Below are 24,665 nucleotides of genomic sequence, written 5' to 3'. Positions count from 1 at the left end.
AAGAGACAGCCCGTGAACCGGGCGCGCCTGGACGGCGCGGCTCCCTTCGAGCCCGCCCCGCGCAAGGCCCAGAGCGCGGCCGAGGCGCTACGCCAGGGCGCGCCGCCCGACACCGCCCAGGCCGCGACGCTGACCGCGGCGCAGTTGGCGCGCTTCTCCGGCGCCGCGCCCAAGGTCCGCCTGCCACAACTGATGTCCCAGCAGGCGAGTTCCCTGTCGACGGCCGACGCGGCCCCGGCTTCCGCCGCGCGCGAACTGGACGCGGACTCCAAGGCCCAGGCAGAGGAGGACTTCGAGCGGTTGATGGATGCGCACTACCTCTCGCGGCCCTACCTGACGTCGGAGCTGCTTCAGGAGCATGCGGGAGACCCGGACTATCAAGCCCACCTCATCGGGTTGCTCGCCCAGAGCGGCCCCGAGGGTGAGCTCCAGAACGTGATTGCGGGCTTCGAAGGGCTCTTCATCATCAGCGGGGCGGGCGAACACCGAGGGACCGAGGCGCAGCGCGAGGCGGTGCTGGGCGCGCTTCAGGCCGCGCTCGACGCGGGGGTCATCAACACCGCGGACCTCCAGGCCTTCTCCCAGGTCGCACCGGGCGTCTGGGAGGAGGTGATGGGCGCGCTGGACGTGCAGGTGGCCCAGCCGCCCGCTGGCGCGGACGCCGCCGTGGCCGAGGTGGAGCAGGCGACGAGCGACTACGAGGACGCGAAGGCGGAGGCCCAGAAGAAGGACGAGTGGCTGGCGCAGCAGCTCGCGGACATGGGGGACCTGCTCACCGAGGAGCAGCGTCAGGCGTACATCAACGCGTTCCGCAACGACCCGGAGAACAAGGCCGTCTACGACGAGCTGGAAGCGACGGCGGCGCGGCTCGCGGAGGTCGTGCAGGACAACGCCTCCGTCATGGAGGCCGCCGCGTACGCGGACCCGCAGGGGGATGGCGCGGCGCTGCGCAAGGCCCTGGAGCTGCTGGCGGACTCCAGTCATGCGGCGGTGGCGCTGGAGATGGGCGCGCGCTACCTGGCGGACCCCGCCAGCCCCATGGGCCAGGTGGTGGCCCACTGGGGTGACTTCGAGACGAAGGTCCTGGAGAAGGGCATCGCCAACGCGACCGCGCAGTTGCTGGCGGACGAAGACCCGGAGACGGCGTTCGCGCGGCTGCAGGAGCTGCTCGAGCCGCTGAAGAACGCCAAGGGGCCCGCGGCGACGGCGTACCGCGAGCTGAAGGACGGGCTGGAGGCCATCCAGCAGGCGCGCGCGGGGAACTACGACAGGCTGACGCAGCTCGCGCGGAACTGGGATTCGGCCTCGCCCTTGATGCGAGGACTCGCCGTCGCGGGCGTGGCCTTCGGCGCGGTGTCGGCCATCCAGGCGGGCCGCGAGGGCGACTTCGCCGGCATGCTCCAAGGGCTGGCGAGCGCGGGCGAACGCGGCGCGCAGCTGACGGCGGGCGTGCTGCAGTCCATGTCCATCGTCGGGGAGTCCTCGCGTGCGGCCTCCTTCGCGGCGAAGCTCGCGCCGGCCCTGGGCCTGGTGGCCAATGCCACCGCGCTGGGCATCCACCTCAACCAGTTCGCTCAGGAGCAGAACCCGGGCTACCTCATCGCGGCGTTCGGCGACGCGCTGGGGGTCCTGGGCTCCGCGCTGGAGCTGACACCTGCCGCGCCCGTGGGGCTCATCATCAACGGCATCGGCGCGGCCATCAGCGTGATTGGCGAGCTCAGCGTGGCGCCCTTCGAGGCGGCGAAGCTGAATGATGCGCGCGAGCGGTATCTGGAAGAAATTGGCGTGTCGCCCGAGCTGAGCGAGACGCTGCGCGCCGCCGACCCGGAGCGCATCGAGGAGCTTCGGCACGAGCTCGACATCTCCGCGGAGGACGTGCAGGCCCTGGCCGTGAACCTGCCATGGCTCCTCACCGAGGGCACGAACAACGGGCTGTACTTCGACCCCGTGGTGGAGCTGTTCAAGGCCTACGGCATCACCGGTGACGACGCCTACGCCCTGCTGTCCAGCATGGGCAACGGCCACGAAGACCCGTCCTTCAGCACCTTCGTGGTGCTGAACAACATCTCGCGCGAGGCAGGCTTCGCGCAGACGCCCGAGGACTTCGACCGCCTGCTCCAGAGGCTCCGCGAACAGCTCCCCGAGCACGCCAGCACCATTGACGCGATTCTAGCCGCGCGCGACGCGCAGGGGTGACGCACTGCCGTCAACGGGTGGGGATCTCACGACAAGCGATTCCCTCCAACCCGAGGCGACTCACCGCATCCACGAGCCGCTCGGTCCCGATGATCATCGTCGCGAAGTTCGCGAGCCGGAACACTCGTCCTCCGCCGCTCGCGCCCCTCGCTGGCGACCGTGTCCTCTCCACTTCAGACAACGCGGACCTGTCACCGCGGCCCGAAAATCTTCACCAGCTTGTTGTAGACGCCCATCACCAGCAGGGGCGCCACCCACTGCCCGATGAAGCGACTGGGGCGCGAGCGGCCCGTCACTTCCAGGATGAAGGACGAGGCCATCGCGGCGAGGCTCGCCACCAGGAACACGTGTGAGGGCACCTTCGCCGTCTGCTGCTCAATCAACCGTGTCAGTGACGGCTCGGCGTGCTCGGCCCGCACCACCGGGGGCACGTCCCTGTAGTCCTGCTCCGACGCCCGGCTCGCCGGGTTGACGTCCGTCTCCATGCTCCCTCCCAGGGCGGGCAGGCAGGCCCGCCGCATGCAGCGCTCTTCCGTCAGGCGGCGCCATGCAGCCCGGCGGAGAGGTCCCCATCATGGTGTGACCGATGGAGGCAAAGGGCGAGATGGCGAACGAGTCCATGCACACAGACGCCGGCCAGTCAGGCGACCTTCAGCTCCCTGAAGAGGGCGCGGGCCCCCTGCTCCAACGTGACTACTGGGCGGTCATCCAGCACTGCCGGGTCTCCCCCGAGGAGCTCATGCGCTGGGTGGCCGTGCGCTTCGCCGAGTTCGCGCCCGCCGAGCTCTGCGTCTTCGAGCGCAAACAGCAGGAGCGCGAAGGCCAGCCGCTGGCGCTGGACGAAGAGCTGACGGTGAAGATTCAGGGCGCGGGCACCTCCGCCGTGCGCGTCATCCACCAGGACGCCCAGAGCTTCACGCTCGGCACGCTCCACGGGCACCCGGAGGCGGGCCGCATCACCTTCGGCGCTTACCGGAACGCGCGCGGCGATGTCATCTTCCACATCCGCAGCCGGGCGCGCTCCGGCTCGACGTTCCACTACCTCGGCTTCGTCACCGCCGGAGACGCCATGCAGACCAACACCTGGACCGAGTTCGTCCTGCGCGCCGCGCTGACGGCCGGCACCGGAGTGCATGGCGTCATCCACGCGGACACCACCGAGCTGGAGGACGAACCGCCCGGCGGCGACACCGTCCACGGGCCCACCTTCCTGGCGCGGGGAGACGGAAGACAATGATTGAGTGGCGCTGGTTCTCCGGCTGGACGGAAGCGGAGATGGTGCCCCGGCTGGCGCGGGCTCGCACGCTGGAGCGCAACTTCCCAGAGGTCTCCGGAGAGATGACGCTGCAGGGCGGGTGGAGCCAGGTCCGCTCGGAGAGCGTGCTCGGCCGCGAGGCTCCGGGCCGCCCTGTCCCGGGCGGCCTCTTCGAGCGCGCCCAGCAGGTGCTGGAGACCTTCGACTTCTCCGACCCGCGCATCGTCGCCTGGCACTTCTCCGACGAGGAGCCGATGCAGGGCCGCACGGTGCTGCTGGAGCTGCGCTCGCTGGGGCAGCAGCTGCGCTACCTGTGCGGCGTGCGGGTGGGCGGCACGCGCGAGGAGCACGGCGAGGGGTGCAGCATCTTCGGCTTCAGCTTCGAGACGCTCCATGGACACATCGAGGCCGGGCGCGAGTGGTTCCTGCTCAAGAAGGACCACGAGCGCGGCGAGGTGCGCTTCCACATCGAGGCGGCCTGGCGGCCCGGCCAGTTCCCCAACTGGTGGAGCCGGCTGGGCTTCGCGATGGTGGCCCCGCGCTACCAGCGCGCGTGGCACCGGCTGACCCACGTGCGGGTGCGCGAGCTGGCGTTGAAGCACCCGGAGCTCGTCGGCCAGCACGCGAGCCACGGCCAGTTGGCGCACTCCGGCCATGCGCTGGGGACGGCCCCGGTGCAGTTCTTCGCGCAGCGGGCGCCAGGACGGCGAGAAACGCAGTTGGAGGAGGAGATAGAGGCCATGAATCGAGGACACGGGTTGAGGGCCCTGGGATTGGGCGTGCTGGCGGGGATGCGGAGCATGAGCGCGCCGACGCTGGCGAACCGCTGGCTGATGAAGACGCAGCCTGACAGCGCGGACCGGCTCACCCGGGCCCTGGCGCATCGCTGGACGCCGCGCGTACTGGGGCTGCTCGCCGTGGGTGAGCTCATCGCGGACAAGCTGCCGATGACCCCCGCGCGCATCACCGCCGTGCCGTTGACGGGCCGGATGTTGTCGGGCGCCCTGGCCGCGGCCTCGGTGACCACGGAGCGTCAGCGCGGCATGCGGCTCGCCGCGGCGGCCCTGGGCGCCGTGGCGGCGCTGGCGTCGAGCTGGGCCTGCTATTCGCTGCGGCGCGCCGCGACGAAGAAGCTGGGCGTGCCGGACGTGGCCGTGGCCCTGACGGAGGACGCCCTCCTCGCGGGCCTGGCCTCGCGGCTGCTGCCCATCCGCGAGCATCAGGCCACGCTGTCACCCGCGTGACGGCCCCGCGCGGGCCACGGACGCCAACGTCAGCAAGCCCCACGCGGCCAATACCGGCCGCGGCCCAGGGATGTCGCCAGAAGTTCCCGGATGCAGGACGCGGGGCGACGTCCTCACCGCCCGCGCCACGCCGCCGCGCGGGCCGCATGCACCAGCGCGGGCAGGTCCTTCACGGCAGAGCCCGCGTCGGCCCCGGCCTCCGCCGTGGGCACGCGCGCCCGCTCGGGCGAGAACAGACGCGCGGGTGTCTGGCCCTGGCCACGCAGGAGGATGAACAGCCGCAGCGCGTCCCGCAGCCGCTCCACGTCCTCGCCCTGCTCACCCCGAGCCCGCTGCGCCGCGTTCCACAGCCGCGCCCACGCGGTCTCCTCGTTCCAGGTGCCCACGGGACGCTCGCGGGACAGCAAGGCCAGCTGCGCGGCCAGCTCGAAGAGCCCGGCACGCCCCTCACCGAAAGCCTCGCAGGCCGGAAGCCGCACCTCCTCGGCCACCTCCACGCCCGCGCCGCCCAGCCCCTCTGGACGGCCGGCGCTCGCGTGCCCCACGGACCAGCCCATCCGCGAATCGTCGCCCCTGCGCCCCCCCGTGGGTGGCTGCGAGCCAGGCGCGGCGGACGGCCCCGGCCCGCCAGTCCGCGGCTCCGCGCCACGCCCCTCGCGCGCCGCCAGCCACGCCAGCAGCGCCGGCACCTCGGCGTCCGCGGGCACCACCGGCGCCAGCCGCTCCGCCAGCACGGCGCGCAGCCGTGCCCAGGCCACGCCCCGCCAGAAGGCCGCGTGCAGCAGCAGCTCCGGCCCGCTGCGAGGCACCCGCCGCGGCGCGCGCGAAACCCGGGCCAGCAGGAAGCGCTTCACCTGCCCGCGCGTATCGAAGTGCTCCAGCCGCTGCCACAGCGCCGCCAGCGAAGCCTCCGCCAGCGGCAGGGCCCGCTGAAGCGCCTCCGCCTCCTTCACCGTGAAGGGCAGCCCCCCGTCCGGCGCGGGCCGCTTGAAGACGTGCTCGAACACCTCCGCGGCGGCGCACGCGGCGCGCAGCTCCGGCAGGTTGCGCGGCAGCAGCTCCATCGCCCGCGCCCAGATGTGCCGCCCCAGGAGCGGCCCCGCCTCCAGCACCGTCTCTTCCAGCTTCAGCAGCGCCTCGCCCAGCGTCGCGGGCCGCCCTTGCGCGGGCAGCCGCTTGAAGGCCACGCGTTGCACGTCCTCCCGCAGGCGCTCCACCTCGCGCATCAGCTTCATGGGCGCGGCGCTCGCCGGCCACCCCTCCGCGGCGGCGCGGCGCTTCAGCGCGGCCAGGGTGGCGTCCACCTCCGGCTGCGTGCGCGCCACCTCCAGCAGCAGCTCGAACTGCGCGCGCACCCGCTCCTTCCAGAAGAAGGACGCCAGCAGGCCGCGCAGGGCGCGATAGCGCAGCCGCGTGGCCTCCAGGAGGTCCGCGCGGTCCTCCAGCCGGGCGCGCAGGTTGTCCGGGTGCGTGGCCATGCCCTCACCATAGGAAGGCACCGGCCGGGTGTCAGGCCCCCACGGGGCCCGACGCATCACGAGTGAACGGTGCGGGCCCGCTTCAGGGCCCCTGGCCGACTCACACGCGCATGGGCATGACGACGGCGGTGAAGCTCCGGTCGCCGGGGGCGTGGAGCACGCCCGGGCTGTGCTCATCACCCAGCTCGAAGGAGACCTCGTCCGTCTCCGTCACGGCGAGCACGTCCATCAGGTAGCGCGCGTTGAAGCCGATGGTGATGCTGTTGCCGCGGTAGGCCAGCTCCAGCACGTCCTTGGCCTCGCCCAGGTCCGGGTTGCTCGCGGTGATGATGAGCTGGTTCTCCTCCAGGCCGATGCGGACCGCGTTGCTCTTGTCCGCCGACAGCAGGGCGATGCGCTTGAGGCTCTCCAGCAGGCGCACCTTGGGCACCAGGACGACCTTCTCCCCTTCCTTGGGGATGACGCGCTGGTACTCCGGGAACTGCCCGTCGATGAGGCGCATCACCATGGTGAGGCCCGGCTTCTTGAACAGCGCCGAGTTCTCCGCGAAGCCCAGGTGACACTCCGCGTCCGGCGCCTCGTCCAGCAGGCGCTTGAGCTCCATCAGGCCCTTGCGGGGGATGATGACGCCGCTCTTGAGCTTGAAGTCGCCCGGCAGGTCGCGCTCCACCAGCGCCAGCCGGTGGCCGTCGGTGGCCACCATGCGGACCTTGCCGGTGGCCTGGGGCTCGAAGAAGACGCCGTTGAGGATGTAGCGCGTCTCGTCGCTGGAGATGGCGAACTGCGTCTTCTTGATCATCTCCAGCAGCGTGTTGCCCCCCACCTGCACCAGGGGCGCGTTCTCTTCCTTCGGCAGCTTGGGGTACTCCTCGGCCGCCATGCCCACGATCTTGAAGTGGGCCGAGCCGCTGGAGATGTCCACGTAGTTGTTGGCCAGCTTCTTCAGCGTGACCTGCGCGTCCGGGAGGTTCTGGACGATGTCGAAGACGTACTTGGCGCTCAGCGTGACGGCGCCCGTCTTGATGACCTCGGCCGGGTGCTCGGACACGACGCCGATGTCCAGGTCGAACGCGGTGACGGTGATGCCGCCCTTGTTCGCGGTGACGAGCACGTTCGCCAGGATGGGCATCGTCGTCTTGCGCTCCACGATGCCCTGGGCGCGGTAGAGGGCCTTCTTCAGCTCGTCGGCGGCGATGCGGAATTCCATCGGAGGGCGTCCTTACGGGTCTCGGCCGCGAAGGCCGATCTACGAGGCCGGATGTAGCCCCTGCACTCCAGTCCGTCAACGAACCCTGAGCGACGCTGGAACATCCGTGTCCGTATGCAACTGACCGCCAGTCATCAATTCGCGAGACAGACTGGCCCCTGGCCGCGAGCCGGAGCACACTGGCGCCTCTTTCCACCCCTGGAGTCCGTCATGAACAACCGCTCGCTGGTGCTCGCCGCCCTTGTCCTTGGCTTCGTCTCCGGATGTAGCAAGCCGCCCGCCGCGACGTCCTCGCCAGCGGCGAGCGAGAAGGCCCCCCCCTCCAGCGAGAACGGAACGCCCGCCATGAGCCCACCGCCCAGCAACAATGACTCCCAGCCCCAGCAGGGTGAGAGCACCGTCTACATCGTCAAGGACAGCGGCGTGCGCTGCTTCGCCCCGCCCTGCCCCACCTACAACGCCTTCCCGGTGGACGCGCCGGACGCGGAGCCCATCCCCGTGCATGAGCTGGAGCTGTCGGCGGTGACGAAGGGCTCGGACGCGCAGATGGAGGCGTTGATCCGCAAGACGCTGGACGGCACCGGGCTCAAGGTCCAGGGCACCCTGGAGACGCGGCCCAACGCGGGCCCCGCGGGCGCGGCCACCGTCCTGCGCGCCAGCAAGGTCGAAAACTGAAACCACCCTTCCGGGCGGGCCTCCTCAGATGTGGAGGCCCACCTGGATGCCGGGCCAGTGCTGGAGGCGTTGATCCGGCTCCGGGTGGTTCTCCCGGAAGGAGAACCGGGTGATGGCGTCGAAGTCCGACTCGCCCCAGGAGAACCACGCGTTGTACGTGGGCCCGGCGAACACGGCCAGGCGCGACAGGAGCTGGAAGCCCAGCATCAACCGGGCCTGCCCCAGCACGTTGCCACCGTCACCCTCCAGCGGGTTGCGCACCGGCTGGACGGCGCCGCCCGTCACGTCCAGGTCCACCCAGAGCCGCTGGGACAGCGTCATGTGCCCACCCACGCCCGCCGCGAAGCTGAAGCGCGCGTCGCGGCCCGGCTCCAGGCCCGCCATCAGCGTGAAGTAGACAGCGCCGCCGCCCAGCTTCACGCCCATGTTGGAGACCTGGATGTCGCTCACCCAGAACTCCATGTGCGTGGACCCCCGGCGCAGCCCCCGTGAGGTCGGCTCGAGGACGTCCTCCCCCCCCTGTTGGGCGAAGGCGCCCCGCTCGCCCATCAGTGAAAGGCGGGGGGCGTACCGGGAATTGGCGGCGGCTGTCCCCGCCCACAGCCCGAATGCGAGGAGCGCAAAGGATTTCATCACTCCTGCTTTTCCAGCGTGAGGGAGGCCTGCGTCAAGTTCCCGGGCAAGGACAGCGGTGCCGAGGAAGCGTCGGGATTCGCGGACAACGCCTCCGCGGCGGCTAGCACCACCGCGACGTCGAAGGGCGCGTCGGACGAAACGAAGAAGAAGCGCTCGAAGCCCGGGGCGTCATCCAGCTCATAGGCGCGCGGCAGCACCTGCGTCCCCGACGGCACCAGGGCCATGGCCTGGGGGCCCTCCTCCGGGGCGTGGAGGGTGACGGCGCCGTGGCCATCCAGGGAGACGATGACGCCATGCGAGCGGCCCGAGGCGATGTACGCCACCTGCACCACGTCCCCCGCGGCGGCGGCGGCCCCGTCGGCGAGCCGCTCCGGGCGGGCGGTGGACTGCCGGTGGATGACGAGCTGCGGGGCCAGCCCCTTGATGCGCGTCACCTCCCGGGTGTCCCCCGGGGCCGTGCCGAGCCCTGTCTCCGAGGATGGCAGGGCCACCAGGACCAGCGCCACCGCGGCGAGCGCCGGCACCAGGCCCCACGCGGGCGACAGGCGGAAGGCCGGGCGGGGCGCGTCCTGCCGGGCCACGCGCGCCTCCACTTCGCGGGCCACCCGGGCGGGCGGCAACGTTTCCAGCGTGGCGCGCGTGTCGGCCTCCAGCGCGGCGAGCCGGGACAGGCCGTCCGGCTCCGAGGCCAACCGGGCGCGGGCGGCTTCCAGCTCCGCGGGCGGCAGCTCGCCCAGGGCGATTCGTTCCAGCAACCAATCCGGGGTGCGTTGGTGGGCGGATGTCATGCGGCCTCCAGCTCCAGCTCTTGCAGCACTGCCGACAGCGCCCGCAGGCGCTTGCGCACGCCGGACACGGACAGCCCCACTTCGCGGGCCGTCTCCTCCAGCGTCATCCCATCCACCAGGTGCAGTACGGCGATGTCCTGACTGGACGCGGGCACCCGGCCAAAGAGGCGGTCCAGCAGGCCGCGCGCGGCGGCGCGGGACTCGGGGTCCTCGGCGGAGGCAATCTGCAGCACCAGTTCGTCCTCCCGGTCCTCCGGGCGCCGCTTCGCGCCGCGCAGCCTGTTGAGGCACACCGTGGTGGCAATGCGGTGCAGCAGGCTCGACGGCGCAGCGTCCTTCAGCGCGCCCTGGTAGCGAAGCAGCTGCACGAACACGTCGTGCATGGCGTCCACGGCCTTCTCCTCGTCACGCAAGAGGAAGCGGCAGCGCCGGAGCACCTGGGGGCCATAGCGCCGGTAGTAGGCCTCCACATCGATTGACACCGCTCGCTCGCCTCCCTCGGTTGCCGCGGACAGGGAAACACCGCGGCCTCGGTGAACTGTCACCCGGACTTTTCAGTCCCATGTTTCCCGGGGACTTCCCCGGAATCAGCGCAGTGTCCATGTACCCAGGTACAATGCCGCCCCCTCCATTCGGTAAAAGCTACAAGCAAGCAGGTACACGAGCGCGAGCAAGAAGGGCCGAGCACTGTCAGGTTGGCGATGAAATCGAGGCGGGTTCGCTGTAACTGAGAAACACCCCCCCCGATACTGACTGACCCCTTCGACCTGCCCTCCACCGCGCCCGTGCTCACCACCAACGACTCCGCCCTGACCGGACTGCTGAACGCGTATCTCTCAGCGCAGCTCGCCGGGAACCGGCGTGAGGCGCTGCGGCTGCTCGTGGACGAGGGACTGCTTCGGGGCATCCCCCTCCAGACGCTGCACCTGGAGGTCATCCAGCCCGCGCAGTACGAAATCGGCCGGCTGTGGCAGGAGAACCGCATCTCCGTGGCGCAGGAGCACCTGGCGACCGCCGTCTCCCAGCTCGCGCTCGCGCACCTGTACCGGCACCTGTCCAGGGACCCGCTCAACGGCAAGGTCGTCCTCGTCTCCTGCGTCCGGGGCGAGCTGCATGAAATGGGCGCGCGCATGGCCAGCGACTTCCTGGAGATGGCCGGCTTCGACGTGCGCTTCCTGGGCGCCAACGTTCCACCGGAGCACCTGGCCCGAATGGCGACCGAGCTTCGCCCGGACCTGATCGCCCTCTCCGTGACGATGACGTACCACCTGCCCGCGCTCCGCGAAGCCGTGGCGCACGTGCGCAAGACACTCCCCGACGTCCCCATCGCCGTGGGCGGCCTGGCTTTCAGTTGGGCACGCGGACTGGAGGAAGAGCTGGGGGTGAACTTCTTCGGCAAGGACGCGCGGGAGTTCGTCGCGTCCACCTGCCGGGTCCTGGGAGTCTGAAGGCACCATGGAGAGCGTGAGCAAGAGCGTGGAAGCACGGGCGGACCGGCTGGCCACCGCCTCTCAGGAGGCCCTCTATCAGGACCCCTTCTGGGCCGCCCGCTACGGGCTGGAGCGCGCGCGGCGCTTCGGTGACGAGGACGCGCGCTTCCACGTCCGCTACCTGGTGCAGGCCCTGGACGCGCACCGCGTCTCCGTCCTGGAGGGCTACGCCCGCTGGCTGCGCACCCTGCTGGTGTCGCGGGGCATGTGCTCGCGCCACCTGGACCAGCACTTCGCCGGGCTGGTCGCCGCGCTGGCCACGGAAGGCTGGGGCCCCGGGAGCGCCCCCCACGACTACGTGAGCGCCGCGCGACAGGCCCTTCGCTATCTGGAAGGTCCGGCCCAGCTGTTGGAAGAGGAGGCACCCGAGCTCGCCCGCGCCGCCACGGCGCGCCTCACGCTCTACATCATCCCCGAGGACCAGCCCCGCCTGGAGGAAGAGCTCCAGCTGCAGCTTTCCTACGTGGCTGACGCGCTCGCCGCCGGGAAGTCCGACCTGCTGGGCGACCATGTGCGCTGGTACGCCGGCTTCTGGCCCCGGCGCGGTTTTGGCCTCCTGGCATTTCCCAGCGTGCTGGGCATGTTGAAGGCCGTGCTGGGCTCACGTCACCCTGAAGCACGGACGCTCCTCGCCGAGGCAGGCGTGTCCTGGGAGGAGACCCGTTCATGAGGCAACTCGCCCCCACCGAGCCACTGTTCTTCGACGACCTCAGCCGCGAAGTCGCCCTGGCCTGCGACGCGGGAGGCACCCTCACCTGGGTGGACGCCCGCGCCCGGAACGTCCTGGCCGCCGAGCCCGGAAAGGCCCTGCGCGCCCTGGCGGCCCAGGGCACCGAGGAGAAGGTGGACCGGCTGCTGATCCAGGCGCGCGACGAGAAGGTAGAGGGCTGGGAGCTCATCCTCTGCCGCGACGAGGTGCCCTCGACCTTCGCCTTCCGCGCCCGGCCCCATGACGGGGGCGTGCTGTTGGTGGGCAGCCTGGTGCCGGAGGACTACGGCAGCGCGCTCGACCGGGTGAGCACCACCCTGAGCGAGGTGTCCACGCTCCACCGGGAGACGGAGCGGCAGCAGCGCGAGCTCAAGCGCCGCGCGGACGAACTGGCCCGCCTCAACGGCGAGCTGGAGGAGTCCAACCGCGGCGTGCGCAGCCTCCATGCCGCGCTGGATGAGAAGGCCGAAAGCCTCCAGCTGGCCGCGGAAATCAAGAGCCGCGTGGTGGCCAACGTCAGCCACGAGTTCCGCACCCCGCTGCACTCCATCCTCGGCCTGTCGAAGGTGCTGCTCAACCCCATCAACGGCACCTTGAGCGGCGAGCAGGAGAAGCAGGTCCAGTTCATCCGCAACTCCGCGGAGGCGCTCTTCGAGCTGGTGAATGACCTGCTGGACCTCTCCAAGATGGAGGCCGGCAAGGCGGTGCTGCGCCACAGCCGCTTCGTGGTGCACGACGTGCTCAGCGCGCTGCGCGGCATGATGAAGCCGCTCTTGCCCCCTGACTCCCCGGTGGATCTGCGGCTGGTGGAGCCGGACGCGCCGCTGGAGCTGGAGACGGACGAGTCGCGGCTGAGCCAGGTGCTGCGCAACCTGGTGTCCAACGCGCTGAAGTTCACCGAGTCCGGCCACGTCACCGTCTCCGCCGCGCCCGGCCCGCGGGACACGGTGGTGTTCACCGTGCAGGACACGGGCATCGGCATCGCGCCGGAGCACCACGCGCGCATCTTCGAGGAGTTCGCGCAGGTGGAGAGCCACCTGCAACGCCATGCGAAGGGCACCGGCCTGGGCCTGCCGCTGGCACGCAGGCTGACGGAGCTCCTGGGCGGCACGCTCACCCTGAAGAGCGCGCTGGGCCAGGGCGCCACCTTCACCGTCACCCTCCCGCGCGTCCACATGGAAGTCACGGAGATGACGGGCCTGACCCAGCGCAGCGAGCACCTGGACCCCAGCCGGGCCCCGGTGCTGGTGCTGGAGGACGACCGGCAGACGCTCTTCCTCTACGAGAAGTACCTGGCGCGCTCCGGCTTCCAGGTGCTGCCGGTGCGCAGCACGGAGGAGGCGCGGCGCGTGCTGGAGCGCGTGCGCCCCGCCGCCATGGTGCTGGACGTCATGCTGGAGGGCGAGACGAGCTGGAGCTTCCTGGCGGACATGAAGAACTCCGAGACCACCCGCGACATCCCCATCCTCGTGGTGACGGTGACGGACCGCGAGCAGAAGGCCCGCGCGCTGGGCGCCGACGAGTTCTGGCTCAAGCCGGTGGACGAGGCGCGGCTGCAACGCAAGCTGCAAGCCATGGCCCGCACCGGGCCGGTGGAGCGCATCCTCATCATCGACGACGATGACGTGCACCGCTACCTGCTCAAGCAGCTCCTCAAGGACATGCCCTACGTCCTGCTGGAGGCCGCTGGCGGCAAGGAAGGCGTCCAGCTGGCGCGGGACAAGTCCCCGCACCTCATCTTCCTGGACTTCGTGCTGCCGGACATCACCGCCTTCGACGTGCTGGACGAGCTGAAGGCGGACCCGCGCACGCGGGAGGTCCCCGTCATCCTCCACACCTCGCACGAGCTGAAGGAGGACGAGCGCACGCGGCTGGCGAAGGAGACGGCCGCCATCCTGTCCAAGCACACGCTGAGCCGCGAGGTGGCCATCACCCGCATCCGGGACGCGCTGTCCAAGGCCGGCCTGGGCTCCCAGGCGCTGCTCCAGGAGGCAAGCCGCCGTGGTTGAGCCCCGTCAGGCCACCGTCCTCAACGTCAACGACGACGACGCCAATCGCTACCTCGTCAACCGGCTGCTGTCGCTGGCGGGCTACAACGTGCTGGAGGCGGCCACCGGCATGGCCGCGCTGCTGCTGGCGCAGCAACACCGCCCGGACGTCGTCATCCTCGACGTGAAGCTGCCGGACATCAGCGGCTACGAGGTCTGCGAACGGCTGCGCGCCGCCCCCCACACCGCCTCCATGGCTGTGCTGCACACCTCCGCCACCTTCGTCTCCTCCGACAAGAAGGTGCGCGGCCTGGAGGGCGGCGCGGACGCCTACCTCACCCAGCCCTTCGAGGGCGCGGAGCTCATCGCCACGGTGAAGTCGCTCTTGCGCCTGCGCCACGCGGAGCAGGTGGCGCGCCAACGAGCTGGCGGAGATGGACCGCCGCAAGGACGAGTTCCTGGCCATGCTGGGGCACGAGCTGCGCAACCCGCTGGCCGCCATCATGACGGCCATTGGCATCCTGGAGCGCAGGCCCACCAGCGATGACAAGGAAGCGCGCATGCGCGGCATCATCCAGCGCCAGACGACCCACCTGGCGCGGCTGGTGGATGACCTGCTCGACGTCAGCCGCATCACCCGCGACAAGGTGGAGCTGCGCCCAGGCCACGTGGACCTGGTGCCCGTGCTGCGGCAGGTGCTCCAGGTCGTGCAGCCCCTGGCGGACGCGCGTGGGCTGGGCCTGGACGTCACCCTGCCCTCCGGCCCGCTCTGGCTGCGGGCGGATGCCACGCGGCTGGAGCAGGTCTTCACCAACCTGCTCGACAACGCCCTCAAATACACCGACGCGGGCCGCATCCACCTGCGCGTGGAACAGGAAGGCGTGGACGGCTCGGCCCAGGCGGTGGTGCGGGTGAAGGACTCTGGCATCGGCATCCCGCCGGAGGTGCTGCCGCACATCTTCGAGCTGTTCGCGCAGGCGGACACCTCGCTGGAGCGCACGCGCGGGGGCCTGGGCATTGGCCTGACGCTGGTGCGCAAGCTGGTCCAGCTCCACGGCGGCGAGGTGACGGCGCGCAGCAACGGCCCCGGCCACGGCAGCGAGTTCGTGGTGAAGCTGCCGCTGGACCTCACGCTGGGCGCGCCCGCGCCCGCGCGCAACGCGGTGGACCTCCGCCGCGCCCGGCGCGTCCTGGTGGTGGAGGACAACCCGGACGCGCGTCAGGCCATGCGCGACCTGCTGGAGCTGTGGGGCCACCAGGTGACGGTGGCGCCGGACGGCCTCCAGGGCGTGGCGCTCGCGGTGTCGCAGCCACCCGAGCTGGCGCTGGTGGACATTGGACTGCCCGGGTTGGACGGCTACCGGGTGGCGCAGACGCTGCGCGCCCAGGTGGGCAACGGCATCCGGCTGGTGGCCATGACGGGCTACGGCGACCCGGAGGGACGGGACCAGGCGCTGCGCGCCGGGTTCGACCGGCATCTCATCAAGCCCGTGAAGCCTGACGAGCTGGACAAAATCCTCTCCGAGCTGTGAGGGATTGAAGCGACAGGGGTCAGCGGCGGTTCAACGCGTTGGCCACCAGGCCCAACAGCTTCACCTTCGCGGGCTCCAGCGGACGCACGGTGCGCAGCAGGCGCCGCACCTCGGGGCGCTCCTGCGGAGCGGTGGGCGCCTCGCCGGGGCGCGCGACGCCGTTGACAGCGTTCGCGGAGAGCCCCAGGAGCTCATCCGCGGAGACGTGCAGTTCGTGGCACAGCTTCAGCAGCGTCTGCACGCTGGGAAGCATCCCGCCGCGCTCCAGGCGCCCGTAGACCTCGGTGGCCACATCGATACGCTCGGCCACGTCCGCCTGGGTGAGCTCCAGGCGGGTGCGAGCAACGCGCGCGGCAGCTCCGATGGTGGTTGCGAGTTTCTTGTCCATGCCTTACCGACCCGAAACGTTTGGCCGCTGGCATAGGACGTATGGGGGCAGACAGACAGAACTTGCCGGGTCAGCCTCCAATTGTCCACCCATAGGGTTGCTGTGCACGAGGTGGACTCGCGGAGTCCATCCACGACGCGCGGCGGGGGCCTTTTCTCGACGGAGAGCGCCGGGTGAGGGGCCTCCGCGAGCCGTCCGAACCCACGCCGTCACCGGGGTGGCGGGAGAACCTGATGCGTTGTACGGCGACTTTCCTACGGTTCCGTCGAGTCCTGCACGCTGTCCCGCCCTCTAGGGTTGGTTCATGTTTTCAGCGTGCGCATAAGCGGTTCACCACGCTTCATATCTATCTGGAAATACAGGACTTGATGAACAACGGGAGACCTCACCGGGTGTGCGAACCCTTGGTGGGCTGATACCGGGGGTATTTCCAGACTCAGGTGAACGAGCGCGGTGACGCGCCGGCGGGTACGCTGGGGGCCGATGGCGGTCGGCCGGAATCTGTTGGTGAAGCTGTGCGTGGCGATGGGCGTGGTGGCGCTGCCGCTGCTCGTCGTCATCCTGGGGTTCGTCTTGCCGCAGCTGCGGGAGCAGCTTCGCGAGGACCGCATCCTGGGACTGCGGCAGGCGGTGGAGACGGCCTACGGCGTGCTGGAGGTCCATGAGGCCCGGGAGCGGTCGGGCGCGCTGACGCGGCAGGAGGCGCAGGCGCAGGCGGCGGCGCTGCTGGAGCAGCTGCGCTACTCGCGGGTGGAGTACTTCTGGGTCAACGACCTGGACACGCGGCTCGTGATGCATCCGCACCTGCCGGACATGCTGGGCAAGGACTTGAAGGGCTACCGCGACGTGCGCGGCAAGCCGGTGTTCGTGGACATCGTCACGCTGGCGCGAGCGCAGGGCGAAGGCGCGGTGTCCTACGAAGCCACGCGGCCGGGCTCGCCGGAGGCCATCCCGAAGGAGAGCTACGTGAAGCTCTTCGCGCCCTGGGGCTGGGTGCTGGGCACGGGCGTGTACGTGGAGGACCTCGAGCGCGAGGTGGCGGCGGTGCGCCAGCGCATCCTCCTGGCGGTGGGCGGCGCGCTGGTGCTCGCGCTGCTGGCTGGCGCCTACCTGTCGCGCCGGGTGGTGCGGCCGGTGCGTGAGCTGGCGCGGGCGGCGCACCGGGTGGCGCACGGGGATTTGGAGACCCGGGTGGAGGTGCGCTCCTCGGATGAGGTGGGGCAGCTGGCGGCGGCCTTCAACACCATGGTGGCGGGGCTGCGCGAGGTGGTGGCGGCGCTGGTGGATGCGGCGGGCGCCACGGCGGCGGACGCGGAGCGCATCCGAATCTCCGCGGAGGCGTTGTCGGCGACGACGCGGGAGCAGTCGGACTCGCTCCAGCGCGCGGCGCGGACGGTGCAGGACATGAGCGCGCGCGTGTCCCAGGGAGCGGAGGCGGCGCGCACGGCGGCGAAGACGGCGGCGGACAACGGCCAGGTGGCGCGCGAGGGTGGCGCGGCGGTGGGCCAGGCGCTGCGGAAGATGGCGGAAATCGTGGAGGTGGTGGAGGAGGCGGCGCGGACGGTGGAGCGGCTACAGACCTCCGGCCGGGTGACGGCGGAGATGTTGCGGCTCATCCAGCAGGTGGCGGAGGAGACGCAGTTGCTGGCGGTGAACACCGCGATTGAAGCGGCGCGCGCGGGCCAGCACGGCAAGGGCTTCGCGGTGGTGGCCGGCGAGGTGCGCAAGCTGGCGCACCGGTCGCGGGACGCGGCGGGGCAGGTGCAGACACTGCTGGGCCGGAGCGAGGCGGACACGCGGGCGGCGGCGGACCTGATGCGGCAGGGCACCACGGCGGTGCAAGAAGGACTGGGCCTGTCCTCGGCGGCGGGAGACGCGCTGTCGCGGCTGCTCGCCGGCGTGAATGAGATTGGCGGCAAGGTGGAGCGGATGGCGGACGAGAACACGCGCCAGTCCGAGTCGGGGGAGCACATCGCCGGGAGCATCCAGGCGCTCTCGGTGCGCTCGACGGAGTCGGTGGCCGGCGTGCAGCAGATTGCCCGCTCCGTGGAGGACCTGCGGGCACGGGCCTCCAAGCTGAAGGAGCTGGCCGGGCGCTTCACGGCGCGGGGGTGAATGGTGCGCGCCACGCGTGGCTGCTACCTTCCCAGGAATGCGCCACGCACGGTGCTTGCTCTTCGCCAACCTCTGGTTCGCCGCGTGCGCTGGCACCCCATGGATGCCGCATGTCCCCCGCTCCGCGACGCTCCCACGCGCCGCACCGGAAGAAGCCGCGTGGTTCAAGTTCCCGGACGCGCTTCCCGCTGACGGCCGACACGAGCTTCCTTCGGCAACGGCGGCAGCCATCCAGTTGGCGATGGATGATTTCCGTCCCAGGCACGTTCGCCTTCCGGGCAACGCCTCGCCCGTGGAGGTCTGCCTGAACCAGCGGCAGTCCTATGACGTGAGGACCTCCCCCATGCCAGAAGGCATCCTCCTCGTTCGTTTCTCCGTCAGCCCAGGTGCCTGCATGCAAGAAGGCCCGGTCACCGACATGGGGGCCACCTACGCGGTGGACACTCGCGCGTGGCGCATCCTGGCGGTGCAGCAGCCATGACGCGCTCTGGGCCGCTTTCGCTCCTCATGCTCGGAGCCCTGTCGCTGGGCTGCGCCACGACCGCGCCGCTCATTCCCCGAGCGACACCCGAAGAAGCAGCGGGTTTCACCTTCCCACTCGAACTCCCATCGGAAGGGATGCTCCACCTGGAAGGGAACACCGCCGCGGCCATCCTGCTCGCCATGGATGACTTCAAGCCACGCGGCGCAGTCATCCCCACGGGTATTCGCCCCGACGAGTCCTGCCTCTACCTGCCTCAATCCTACGACGTGACGTCAGCGCTCGGCACGGAGGGCGTGGTCCTGGTTGAGTTCCAGCAGAACGACACCGCTTGCCCGCCTTCACCGACACTCTCCGTGGAAGCCATCTCCGGCAAGCCGCTTCAGGAGGTCACGACCTACGCCGTGGACATCCGGGCCATGCGCATCCTGGCGGTGGGCGTCCAGACTCGCCCCAGGCCCTGACGGGCGCTTCCGTCGTCGGTAGGGCCTCCACTGCGGGCGGCACGAGCGGATGCGCAGCCGCCAGCGACACGGCCCTGGGGAGGACTTGTGGGCAACTCAGGGCGCGCCATGGGCGGCGCCGAGCGCGCGCCGGTCCACCTTGCCGGCGGAGGTCCTTGGCAGGGCGTCCACGAAGCGAACCGACTTCGGCGTCTTGTAGCGCGCGAGCCGCCCATCGCAGAAGCGCAGCAGTGCCTCCGCCGAAGGCGCGGTGCCCGGCCGAGCGACGACCAGCGCGCGCGGCGTCTCCCCCCACTTCGGGTCCGCCACGCCGATGACGGCGACCTCGGCCACGTCGGGGTGCCCCGCGAGGACGCTCTCCACCTCCGACGGGTAGATGTTCTCACCACCGGAGATGATGAGGTCCTTGCTGCGGCCCACGATGCGGAAGCAGCCCTCCGCGTCCCGCGTGGCCAGGTCGCCGGTGTGCAGCCAGCCGTCCGCGAAGGTGCGGGCGGTGTCCTCCGGACGGCGCCAGTAGCCCGCGCACAGGTGGGGGCCTCGCAAGAGCAACTCACCCACGTCGCCCGGCTGCGTCTCACCGTCGATGCGGGCCTCGACGTGGAACAGGGGCACCCCCACCGCCCCCGGCTTGCGGCGCACGTCTCCTGGCGGAAGCCAGAAGTTGTTGGGGCCCGCCTCTGTGAGGCCATACCCCGTCTTGAAGTCCACGCCCCGAGCGAAGAAGCGCTCGAAGATGGGCTCCGGGCAGGGTGCGCCGCCGCTGATGACCAGCTTGAGGCGTGAGAGGTCCACGGCATCGAAGCGCGGGTGGCGCTGCATCTCGATGAACATGGTGGGCACGCCGAAGAAGAGGCTCACCACGCCCCGCTCCACGAGGTCGAACACGCGCTCCACGTCGAAGCTCCGGCACACCACCGAGGCGCCGCCGATGTAGGCCAGCGGCGCGGTGAAGACGCTGAGGCCGCCGGCATGAAACAGCGGCGCGTTGAGGATGGCCACGTCATCGGCGGTCAGCCCCCAGCCCATCACCGTGTTCACCGCGTTGGCGGTGATGGAGCGGTGCGTGAGCACCGCGGCCTTCGGCAGGCCGGTGCTCCCACCCGTGTAGCAGAGCACCCATGGGGCATCCGCCTCCAGCTCCAGCGGAGGAAGGGACACGTCCGTCTGCGTGTCGCGCTCGGAGAAGGCGCGCTCGCCCGGCCCTGGAGCAGCGAGGCTGAGCCAGTGACGCACGAAGGAAGCGCCAGGCCGCACGGCGTCCACCTGGGCTCGGAACTCCGGCCCGGAGACGAACACGGAGGGCTCGGCATCCGCGAGCAGCCCGCCCAACTCCGCGGCGCTCAGCCGCCAGTTGAGCGGCTGAAGGACGGCGCCCAACTTCGCGCACGCGAAGAAGAGGTCGAGGAACTCGACGCAGTTGTAGGCGAGCACGGCGACCCGGTCCCCTCGTCCCACGCCCAGCCCATGGTGGAGGAAGGCGGCGGTACGCGAAGCCGCATCGTTCCATTCCCGAAAGGAGATGCGCCGCTCGCCATGGTCGGCGTCGATGAGGGCGGTACGCTCAGGGGCCAAGGCGGCACGCCGGGCCAGCCAGTCATGGACGATGGGCATGGTCTCCACGCTAGCTGAGGAGCCCTCGCGGCGCTCCGGCTAGACGTTCCTGGAGTTTGAGGGGAGTTTGAGTCCACCCTGCACAGTGGAGGGTAGACTCAAACTCCCCCTCAAACTCGCTGGAGTCACGCATGACGGAAGGCCCAGGAGCCAGGGAAAAGACGCATCGACCTTGTCGCTTCCATTGACGCCTGCCTCCGTCCCAAAGAAGCCGCGCGGCCACTTATGAGTCCCTTCTGGCGGAAGCTGCTCATCACAATGGCCTTCCTGTTGTGCGCGGAAGCAGGAGCCGCGTCCACGCGGCTGACACGCGCCGAACGCACCCGCCGCGCGAAGTCCTCCGCCACCCTGGAACAGTCACTCCTCGCGGCCGTGCGGGACGCCGGCTTCGACCAGGTGCTCGACTTCAAGCGCCATGGCGCGCGCATCGCACATGCGCCCTACGTCGACGTCGCCATCATCGAGCTGGACGCCCGGAGCCGCCCCACTGCCGCGGCCAACGTGCTGCTGTCGCCCGACGACCCGGCTGGCGTCATCGTCCCCATCGACGTCGAAACGCTGGGCACCACGGCGGTGCGTTTCACGGCGTGGAATCTGGAACGCTGGGACAGCGGCGCCCAGCACACCACCCCCACGGAAGCCCTGGTCCCCGGACGCGACAAAGCGCCGCTGCGCTTCATGGCGCCCTACCCCGCCTCGCTCTTCAAGCTGCTCATCGCCTTTCGCGTCCTCCGGTGGGTGGACCAGGGTCATCTCACGTTGGACCAGCCCTGGCGCTTCCTCCGGGACACCGAGGACAAGGGCACGCGCCCGATACGCGACTGGCTGGAGCCGATGGTGACTGAATCGGACAACACCGCCACCGAGGCCCTGGTGAAGCTGCTCCACGCGCAAGGCGCGATGGCGGGCCTCAACGCGGAGCTGGCGGCGCTGGGCCTGGACACACTGCAAATCCACGGCACGTCCCCGGTGACGGGCCGGAGCTGGAACCCCGGCCAGATTCACATGACGGCGCTGGATACCGCGCGGTTGTTGCTGCTCATCGAAGGAGGCCCCGGCGTCCTCTGGCGCACCGCCTCGGGCCGAGAGGTGACGGCGAAGGCGCTCTCTGGCGCGTCCAGGGCCCACCTCCAATCCCTGCTCGCCGACCAGGCCCTGCATGAAGCGCTGTCCTCCACGCTGCTGTGCGGAGACGCCCGCGTGGAGCCAGGCATCCCCGCGGCGGTCCCAATGCGATGGGTGCACCCCGAGGACGGCACGGTGACGGCGGCGGAGACCGCCTTCGGCCGGGACACGCGCCCCTGCAACGCGACGGCGGAGGTCACCTTCCTCCACAAGACAGGGCTGACGGAGAACTACGGCAGCGACGGCGGCATCGTCCGCTCCCTGCCCGGAAAGCCCTGGCGCCGATACATCGTCGTGTTCCTGTCCAACCTGGGCTACCGCTACTACGACGCGAAGGTGGCTGACGCGGCTGACTTCGCGAAGGGCGAAGACGGCTTCCCTTACGTCAGCACGTCCATCAGCTACGCGCAGCGCATCCCAGCCCTGGGCCGCCGCATCGACGCGATGATGCGGGAGCGCCAGCGAGCCCGGCACAAGTTCCCTTCCGCGCAGGGCGCCGCTCTCCAGCAGCAGCCTCGGCCCGCACGCCGTTAGCTCAACCGGACGACATCGCGCCCGACTCAAGAACGAGAAGCTGGCGAGCCCCAGCTCAACATCCATCCGCTTGGCCCCAGGCGACGCGAGGCCACACATCACGCCCTGGATCCAGGAGGAGACGACGCGTCGCCGCGGTCAGCCTGCGTGCATGGACGCCGGTACGTCCCCTGTGCATCGAAGCACAGTCCCTCGTCACACACTCCTGGAAATCGCCCGCTGAACCACACAGGAACCAGCAGCACCATCATCGCCGATGCTCCACACGAGCGACGCATCGCCTCGGGCATACCCTCGAGCGAAAGCGCGGGCCGCCATCGAGATAGCGACAATGGCACCTGGAACCCCCACGTCTCCCAACGAGATGGCAGGCCAGCTCTCCCGATGGTGAACGGCCAGTCTCTCCGCAGCGAGGTTCGTGCGCGCGGTGCCCCACGCCGTCGCCCTGGCCACTTCACCATTGTGATTGCCCAGGACATCACCGACCCCCACGGTTCCGCCTAGCGCCTCCTGGATGACTCGGCTCAACGTCATCCCTCGCTGAACGGCGGAAGCTTTCGCCCCCTGGCTTCTGTCAGCTGCACACCCTGTAATCCAGACAGTATCCCCAGCCAGTCCTCCGCGAGGTGCTTCCACGAGGAGGCAAGCACCGGCCTCACCAGGCATCAACCCCGTCGGCCGCTCGGGCGTCTTCAGTCGCCGTGCAGCCTTCAACCACCGCAGGGACGATGCATCCACCAGACTGTCGACAGCAAGCACGATGGCTCGCTGCCATGTCCCCTCGTCCAGCTTCTTGCGGATCTGCTGCAGGGCAATCAGCGGGCCCAAGGGGCCCTCGTCGACGAAGGATACGTTCGCACCCGGAATAGGAAGCCTCGCGGACTGGAGGAATCTCCGCGGCAACAACCTGGCGTCCTCAGGAGGGAACGCGAAGCGTTCCGGGTCGAGGCCGGGCACACAGACGATGAAGCCACACTGACGCCAGAAGGCCGAGTCGGAAGACTCGAGGCCGGAGTATCGCAGCAGGTCCGACAGGGCGAAGCGCCCCAGCCGGAACCAACGTCCGACTCCCTGGAAGCCATCCATCAGTTCCGCGATAGGGTGCCCGACAAGTGGGACTTCCTGCTCAGCGCCGAGGTCCCATGCCGTCATCCCATCAATCGGCTTGGGGCGTGTGAGGCCACATCGGAGAGCAGCGCACGATTCCTCCACAGAGAAACCGACCGTCGTGAGGAGACCAAGCCCAGCGATGCGAAGGGGCGTCACACTCATGCACCGATTCCTCTGAACCCCTTGCGCCATGAACCTGCTGGCGGATAGGCGTGTTGCCCTATCGCCACCTCGCATAAGTCGTCGGGCACTCGCGGCAACAGTCCGACGAACACGCGGAGTTCCGCCAAGGCGGCCAACCGCACGATGGCGACCGCCTGCACATCGATGAATCGCTCCGTTTGCAGCACCACCGTTGGAAGCGCGCCCTCTTCCGCCAGGCGCGCATAGTTACCAGAGCGCCGCTCCACGATTTCCCGTAAGGCGACTTCGCCTCCACCTTCATCGCGCGCCTGAAGTGCCAAGCAGAGCGACAGGAAGGGGCTTATCTCTTCACCCACAACCCGCTGAAAACGCGCGAGTACCTGCTCAAGCGAATCCGCGGAGCGGCGCCCGCGAAGGACCAGGTAGAAGACCTGAAGCCACTGCACGAAGAGGAAGTCATCTTCATATTCGAGGGAATCCACGTAGAGGTTGTCACAACGCTCCGCGAGCATCTCCGCCGAGACCAGGTCATTGATGGCTAGACAGTCGAAGAACGCGCGATTTCGCGACGTTCGTCGGAAGCGCTCGGTTCCGGTCAACCCAGCCATGCATCCTTGCAGGTAATGCAGCCGGACCTGGCCGGAGCGATGAAGGTCCGCCACATAGGGACCGGTGTCCCCAGACGCCAGATATCCAGCGATTGCTCGCAGCCGATAGTAAAGGGAGAGATTCGTGAGGTCGCCCTCCTCATCGGAGGGGTAACCCTCCATCGGAAGCCGCTCAAGAATGAGACGGATGGACTGTTCGATCTCCTCCGTGGCGAAGTCCAGCTCCGTCATACCCAATCCTCAACGGGCACGACATCGTCATGTCGAGCCTTCATAGCGACGCCTCGCTCCCCATCGGTAACAGCTCTCCTCCGGCAGAGCCGCACTGATGCAGTGCTTCGGCCAGGTCTTCCCTGACCAAGATGACTCGTGGCAATTCGGCGAGCCTGAAGATGTTCTTCCGAGCATCCACTCTGTCCGTGTCCAGATAGAGCCGGGTCAGGTCACAAAATTGCCCCGGACGCATGGAACTCTCCAGGTACTGACTTCTCGTGCGGTCCGCGCACGCGACGTGTCCAAGGACATTGACGATGAAGAAAGCATGAGGATGCAAACGCCCCTTGTGGTCCGTGATGCGAAGGGGAAGGTACTCGATGGGTGCCGTCGCCAAGTGCTCAAGAACGCTGCGAACACGCTCAGACACGATGAGATAACCCAGCGAATTCTCGACATAGTCATGGACAACCTTGCCCCCCAGCCGTCGCGACATCTCGAACACAGGAGGAGTCGCGAAGCAATGAGCCCCCAAGGGAGCGCCCCTGAGCCATCCCCTCATATGAAGCCGAGCGTTTCTTGGAAAACCCGATGGCCGTGAAGGAGTTCGGCGAAGCGCTCGACGAGAGGACGTAGGCGCTCCTCCTTCATCATGGGAATGGCTTGGTAAT

The 24,665-nt window shown here is 69.6% G+C and carries 23 protein-coding genes and 1 pseudogene; 12 read left to right on the top strand and 12 right to left on the bottom strand.

Translation table 11 applies throughout. The features are described from left to right. On the top strand, positions 1-2,196 hold a 2,196-nt coding region (locus G4D87_RS09660), incomplete at its 5' end, for a phage tail family protein (protein ID WP_205507501.1). A gap of 10 nt (positions 2,197-2,206) precedes the next feature. On the opposite strand, the gene G4D87_RS09655 is transcribed toward G4D87_RS09660, so the two are convergent. Both G4D87_RS09655 and G4D87_RS09650 read right to left on the bottom strand, forming a co-directional pair. Further along, positions 2,207-2,320 (bottom strand): double-CXXCG motif protein, encoded by a 114-nt coding sequence (locus G4D87_RS09655; protein ID WP_275902270.1) that lies wholly within the window; start codon positions 2,318-2,320, stop codon positions 2,207-2,209. Between the two features lie 67 nt (positions 2,321-2,387). Continuing rightward, a complete protein-coding gene (locus tag G4D87_RS09650) occupies positions 2,388-2,681 on the bottom strand; it encodes a hypothetical protein (RefSeq protein WP_240358140.1) in 294 nt (97 codons plus the stop codon). A gap of 119 nt (positions 2,682-2,800) precedes the next feature. Here G4D87_RS09650 and G4D87_RS09645 point away from each other — a divergent pair, with 119 nt between their 5' ends. Both G4D87_RS09645 and G4D87_RS09640 read left to right on the top strand, forming a co-directional pair. Continuing rightward, the gene (locus tag G4D87_RS09645; RefSeq protein WP_163781162.1) at positions 2,801-3,433 is read left to right on the top strand and encodes a DUF1990 family protein; all 633 of its coding nucleotides are present in this window, start codon (positions 2,801-2,803) and stop codon (positions 3,431-3,433) included. Beyond that, the gene (locus tag G4D87_RS09640) at positions 3,430-4,695 is read left to right on the top strand and encodes a DUF1990 family protein (RefSeq protein WP_163781160.1); all 1,266 of its coding nucleotides are present in this window, start codon (positions 3,430-3,432) and stop codon (positions 4,693-4,695) included. The genes G4D87_RS09645 and G4D87_RS09640 overlap by 4 nt, the downstream gene beginning before the upstream one ends. Positions 4,696-4,808: 113 nt before the next feature. On the opposite strand, the gene G4D87_RS09635 is transcribed toward G4D87_RS09640, so the two are convergent. Beyond that, entirely contained in the window at positions 4,809-6,173 is a 1,365-nt protein-coding gene (locus G4D87_RS09635) for a hypothetical protein (RefSeq protein WP_205507500.1), read from the bottom strand. A 100-nt stretch (positions 6,174-6,273) separates the two neighbouring features. Continuing rightward, positions 6,274-7,380: a DNA polymerase III subunit beta gene (gene dnaN / locus G4D87_RS09630; RefSeq protein ID WP_163781157.1), complete on the bottom strand. Its 1,107-nt coding sequence runs from the start codon at positions 7,378-7,380 to the stop codon at positions 6,274-6,276. Between the two features lie 210 nt (positions 7,381-7,590). Between dnaN and G4D87_RS09625 the strand changes: the two genes are divergently transcribed. Next, complete coding sequence (locus G4D87_RS09625) at positions 7,591-8,055, top strand: DUF6748 domain-containing protein (RefSeq protein ID WP_163781155.1); 465 nt, start codon at positions 7,591-7,593, stop codon at positions 8,053-8,055. Between the two features lie 24 nt (positions 8,056-8,079). Here G4D87_RS09625 and G4D87_RS09620 read toward each other — a convergent pair whose 3' ends face one another. The 3 genes from G4D87_RS09620 to G4D87_RS09610 all read right to left on the bottom strand — a co-directional run bounded on the left by G4D87_RS09620 (position 8,080) and on the right by G4D87_RS09610 (position 9,961). Continuing rightward, entirely contained in the window at positions 8,080-8,505 is a 426-nt protein-coding gene (locus tag G4D87_RS09620; protein WP_240358139.1) for a peptidase, read from the bottom strand. A gap of 182 nt (positions 8,506-8,687) precedes the next feature. Then, complete coding sequence (locus tag G4D87_RS09615) at positions 8,688-9,479, bottom strand: ActD-like protein (RefSeq protein WP_163781151.1); 792 nt, start codon at positions 9,477-9,479, stop codon at positions 8,688-8,690. Further along, a complete protein-coding gene (locus G4D87_RS09610; protein WP_163781150.1) occupies positions 9,476-9,961 on the bottom strand; it encodes an RNA polymerase sigma factor in 486 nt (161 codons plus the stop codon). Before G4D87_RS09610 ends, G4D87_RS09615 begins: the two co-directional genes overlap by 4 nt. A 303-nt stretch (positions 9,962-10,264) precedes the next feature. Between G4D87_RS09610 and G4D87_RS09605 the strand changes: the two genes are divergently transcribed. The 4 genes and pseudogenes from G4D87_RS09605 to G4D87_RS09590 all read left to right on the top strand — a co-directional run bounded on the left by G4D87_RS09605 (position 10,265) and on the right by G4D87_RS09590 (position 15,198). After that, on the top strand, positions 10,265-10,927 hold the full coding sequence (locus G4D87_RS09605) for a cobalamin B12-binding domain-containing protein (protein ID WP_163781148.1): 663 nt from the start codon (positions 10,265-10,267) through the stop codon (positions 10,925-10,927). Positions 10,928-10,934: 7 nt separating this feature from the next. Continuing rightward, positions 10,935-11,639, top strand: a complete 705-nt coding sequence (locus tag G4D87_RS09600) for a hypothetical protein (RefSeq protein ID WP_163781146.1) — start codon at positions 10,935-10,937, stop codon at positions 11,637-11,639. Further along, positions 11,636-13,687, top strand: coding sequence for a hybrid sensor histidine kinase/response regulator (locus tag G4D87_RS09595; RefSeq protein WP_163781144.1), 2,052 nt, complete (start codon positions 11,636-11,638; stop codon positions 13,685-13,687). Before G4D87_RS09600 ends, G4D87_RS09595 begins: the two co-directional genes overlap by 4 nt. Then, positions 13,680-15,198 (top strand): annotated as a pseudogene (locus G4D87_RS09590) (response regulator). The gene G4D87_RS09595 and the pseudogene G4D87_RS09590 overlap by 8 nt, the downstream one beginning before the upstream one ends. Before the next feature lie 19 nt (positions 15,199-15,217). On the opposite strand, the gene G4D87_RS09585 reads toward G4D87_RS09590, so the two are convergent. After that, complete coding sequence (locus tag G4D87_RS09585; protein WP_163781142.1) at positions 15,218-15,586, bottom strand: helix-turn-helix transcriptional regulator; 369 nt, start codon at positions 15,584-15,586, stop codon at positions 15,218-15,220. A gap of 483 nt (positions 15,587-16,069) precedes the next feature. Between G4D87_RS09585 and G4D87_RS39945 the strand changes: the two genes are divergently transcribed. The 3 genes from G4D87_RS39945 to G4D87_RS09570 are packed head-to-tail and all read left to right on the top strand — an operon-like array spanning position 16,070 to position 18,646. Beyond that, complete coding sequence (locus tag G4D87_RS39945) at positions 16,070-17,701, top strand: methyl-accepting chemotaxis protein (RefSeq protein WP_275902269.1); 1,632 nt, start codon at positions 16,070-16,072, stop codon at positions 17,699-17,701. 37 nt (positions 17,702-17,738) lie between these two features. Next, positions 17,739-18,182, top strand: a complete 444-nt coding sequence (locus G4D87_RS39280; RefSeq protein ID WP_240358136.1) for a hypothetical protein — start codon at positions 17,739-17,741, stop codon at positions 18,180-18,182. A 26-nt stretch (positions 18,183-18,208) separates the two neighbouring features. After that, on the top strand, positions 18,209-18,646 hold the full coding sequence (locus G4D87_RS09570; RefSeq protein ID WP_163781138.1) for a hypothetical protein: 438 nt from the start codon (positions 18,209-18,211) through the stop codon (positions 18,644-18,646). A 96-nt stretch (positions 18,647-18,742) separates the two neighbouring features. Here G4D87_RS09570 and G4D87_RS09565 read toward each other — a convergent pair whose 3' ends face one another. Next, the gene (locus G4D87_RS09565) at positions 18,743-20,260 is read right to left on the bottom strand and encodes an acyl-CoA synthetase (RefSeq protein WP_163781136.1); all 1,518 of its coding nucleotides are present in this window, start codon (positions 20,258-20,260) and stop codon (positions 18,743-18,745) included. Between the two features lie 258 nt (positions 20,261-20,518). Here G4D87_RS09565 and G4D87_RS09560 point away from each other — a divergent pair, with 258 nt between their 5' ends. After that, entirely contained in the window at positions 20,519-21,919 is a 1,401-nt protein-coding gene (locus G4D87_RS09560) for a serine hydrolase (RefSeq protein WP_163781134.1), read from the top strand. A gap of 195 nt (positions 21,920-22,114) precedes the next feature. On the opposite strand, the gene G4D87_RS09555 is transcribed toward G4D87_RS09560, so the two are convergent. The 3 genes from G4D87_RS09555 to G4D87_RS09545 all read right to left on the bottom strand — a co-directional run bounded on the left by G4D87_RS09555 (position 22,115) and on the right by G4D87_RS09545 (position 24,556). Further along, positions 22,115-23,071 (bottom strand): hypothetical protein, encoded by a 957-nt coding sequence (locus tag G4D87_RS09555; protein ID WP_163781131.1) that lies wholly within the window; start codon positions 23,069-23,071, stop codon positions 22,115-22,117. Between the two features lie 116 nt (positions 23,072-23,187). Further along, positions 23,188-24,012, bottom strand: a complete 825-nt coding sequence (locus tag G4D87_RS09550; protein WP_163781130.1) for an immunity 49 family protein — start codon at positions 24,010-24,012, stop codon at positions 23,188-23,190. 40 nt (positions 24,013-24,052) lie between these two features. Further along, the gene (locus tag G4D87_RS09545; RefSeq protein WP_371928514.1) at positions 24,053-24,556 is read right to left on the bottom strand and encodes an imm11 family protein; all 504 of its coding nucleotides are present in this window, start codon (positions 24,554-24,556) and stop codon (positions 24,053-24,055) included. Between the last annotated feature and the right edge of the window lie 109 nt (positions 24,557-24,665).

Origin of the sequence: Myxococcus vastator (assembly GCF_010894475.1) — a bacterium.
GTDB classification, from domain to species: domain Bacteria; phylum Myxococcota; class Myxococcia; order Myxococcales; family Myxococcaceae; genus Myxococcus; species Myxococcus vastator.
This window is presented reverse-complemented; position numbering and strand designations above follow the sequence as displayed.

Coding starts and splice junctions, on each gene's coding strand:
- G4D87_RS09650 (WP_240358140.1), bottom strand. CDS start 2,681: ATGGAGACGGACGTCAACCCGGCGAGCCGGGCGTCGGAGCAGGACTAC.
- G4D87_RS09645 (WP_163781162.1), top strand. CDS start 2,801: ATGGCGAACGAGTCCATGCACACAGACGCCGGCCAGTCAGGCGACCTT.
- G4D87_RS09640 (WP_163781160.1), top strand. CDS start 3,430: ATGATTGAGTGGCGCTGGTTCTCCGGCTGGACGGAAGCGGAGATGGTG.
- G4D87_RS09635 (WP_205507500.1), bottom strand. CDS start 6,173: ATGGCCACGCACCCGGACAACCTGCGCGCCCGGCTGGAGGACCGCGCG.
- dnaN (WP_163781157.1), bottom strand. CDS start 7,380: ATGGAATTCCGCATCGCCGCCGACGAGCTGAAGAAGGCCCTCTACCGC.
- G4D87_RS09625 (WP_163781155.1), top strand. CDS start 7,591: ATGAACAACCGCTCGCTGGTGCTCGCCGCCCTTGTCCTTGGCTTCGTC.
- G4D87_RS09615 (WP_163781151.1), bottom strand. CDS start 9,479: ATGACATCCGCCCACCAACGCACCCCGGATTGGTTGCTGGAACGAATC.
- G4D87_RS09600 (WP_163781146.1), top strand. CDS start 10,935: ATGGAGAGCGTGAGCAAGAGCGTGGAAGCACGGGCGGACCGGCTGGCC.
- G4D87_RS09595 (WP_163781144.1), top strand. CDS start 11,636: ATGAGGCAACTCGCCCCCACCGAGCCACTGTTCTTCGACGACCTCAGC.
- G4D87_RS09585 (WP_163781142.1), bottom strand. CDS start 15,586: ATGGACAAGAAACTCGCAACCACCATCGGAGCTGCCGCGCGCGTTGCT.
- G4D87_RS39945 (WP_275902269.1), top strand. CDS start 16,070: ATGGCGGTCGGCCGGAATCTGTTGGTGAAGCTGTGCGTGGCGATGGGC.
- G4D87_RS39280 (WP_240358136.1), top strand. CDS start 17,739: ATGCGCCACGCACGGTGCTTGCTCTTCGCCAACCTCTGGTTCGCCGCG.
- G4D87_RS09570 (WP_163781138.1), top strand. CDS start 18,209: ATGCTCGGAGCCCTGTCGCTGGGCTGCGCCACGACCGCGCCGCTCATT.
- G4D87_RS09565 (WP_163781136.1), bottom strand. CDS start 20,260: ATGCCCATCGTCCATGACTGGCTGGCCCGGCGTGCCGCCTTGGCCCCT.
- G4D87_RS09560 (WP_163781134.1), top strand. CDS start 20,519: ATGGCCTTCCTGTTGTGCGCGGAAGCAGGAGCCGCGTCCACGCGGCTG.
- G4D87_RS09555 (WP_163781131.1), bottom strand. CDS start 23,071: ATGACGGCATGGGACCTCGGCGCTGAGCAGGAAGTCCCACTTGTCGGG.
- G4D87_RS09550 (WP_163781130.1), bottom strand. CDS start 24,012: ATGACGGAGCTGGACTTCGCCACGGAGGAGATCGAACAGTCCATCCGT.
- G4D87_RS09545 (WP_371928514.1), bottom strand. CDS start 24,556: ATGAGGGGATGGCTCAGGGGCGCTCCCTTGGGGGCTCATTGCTTCGCG.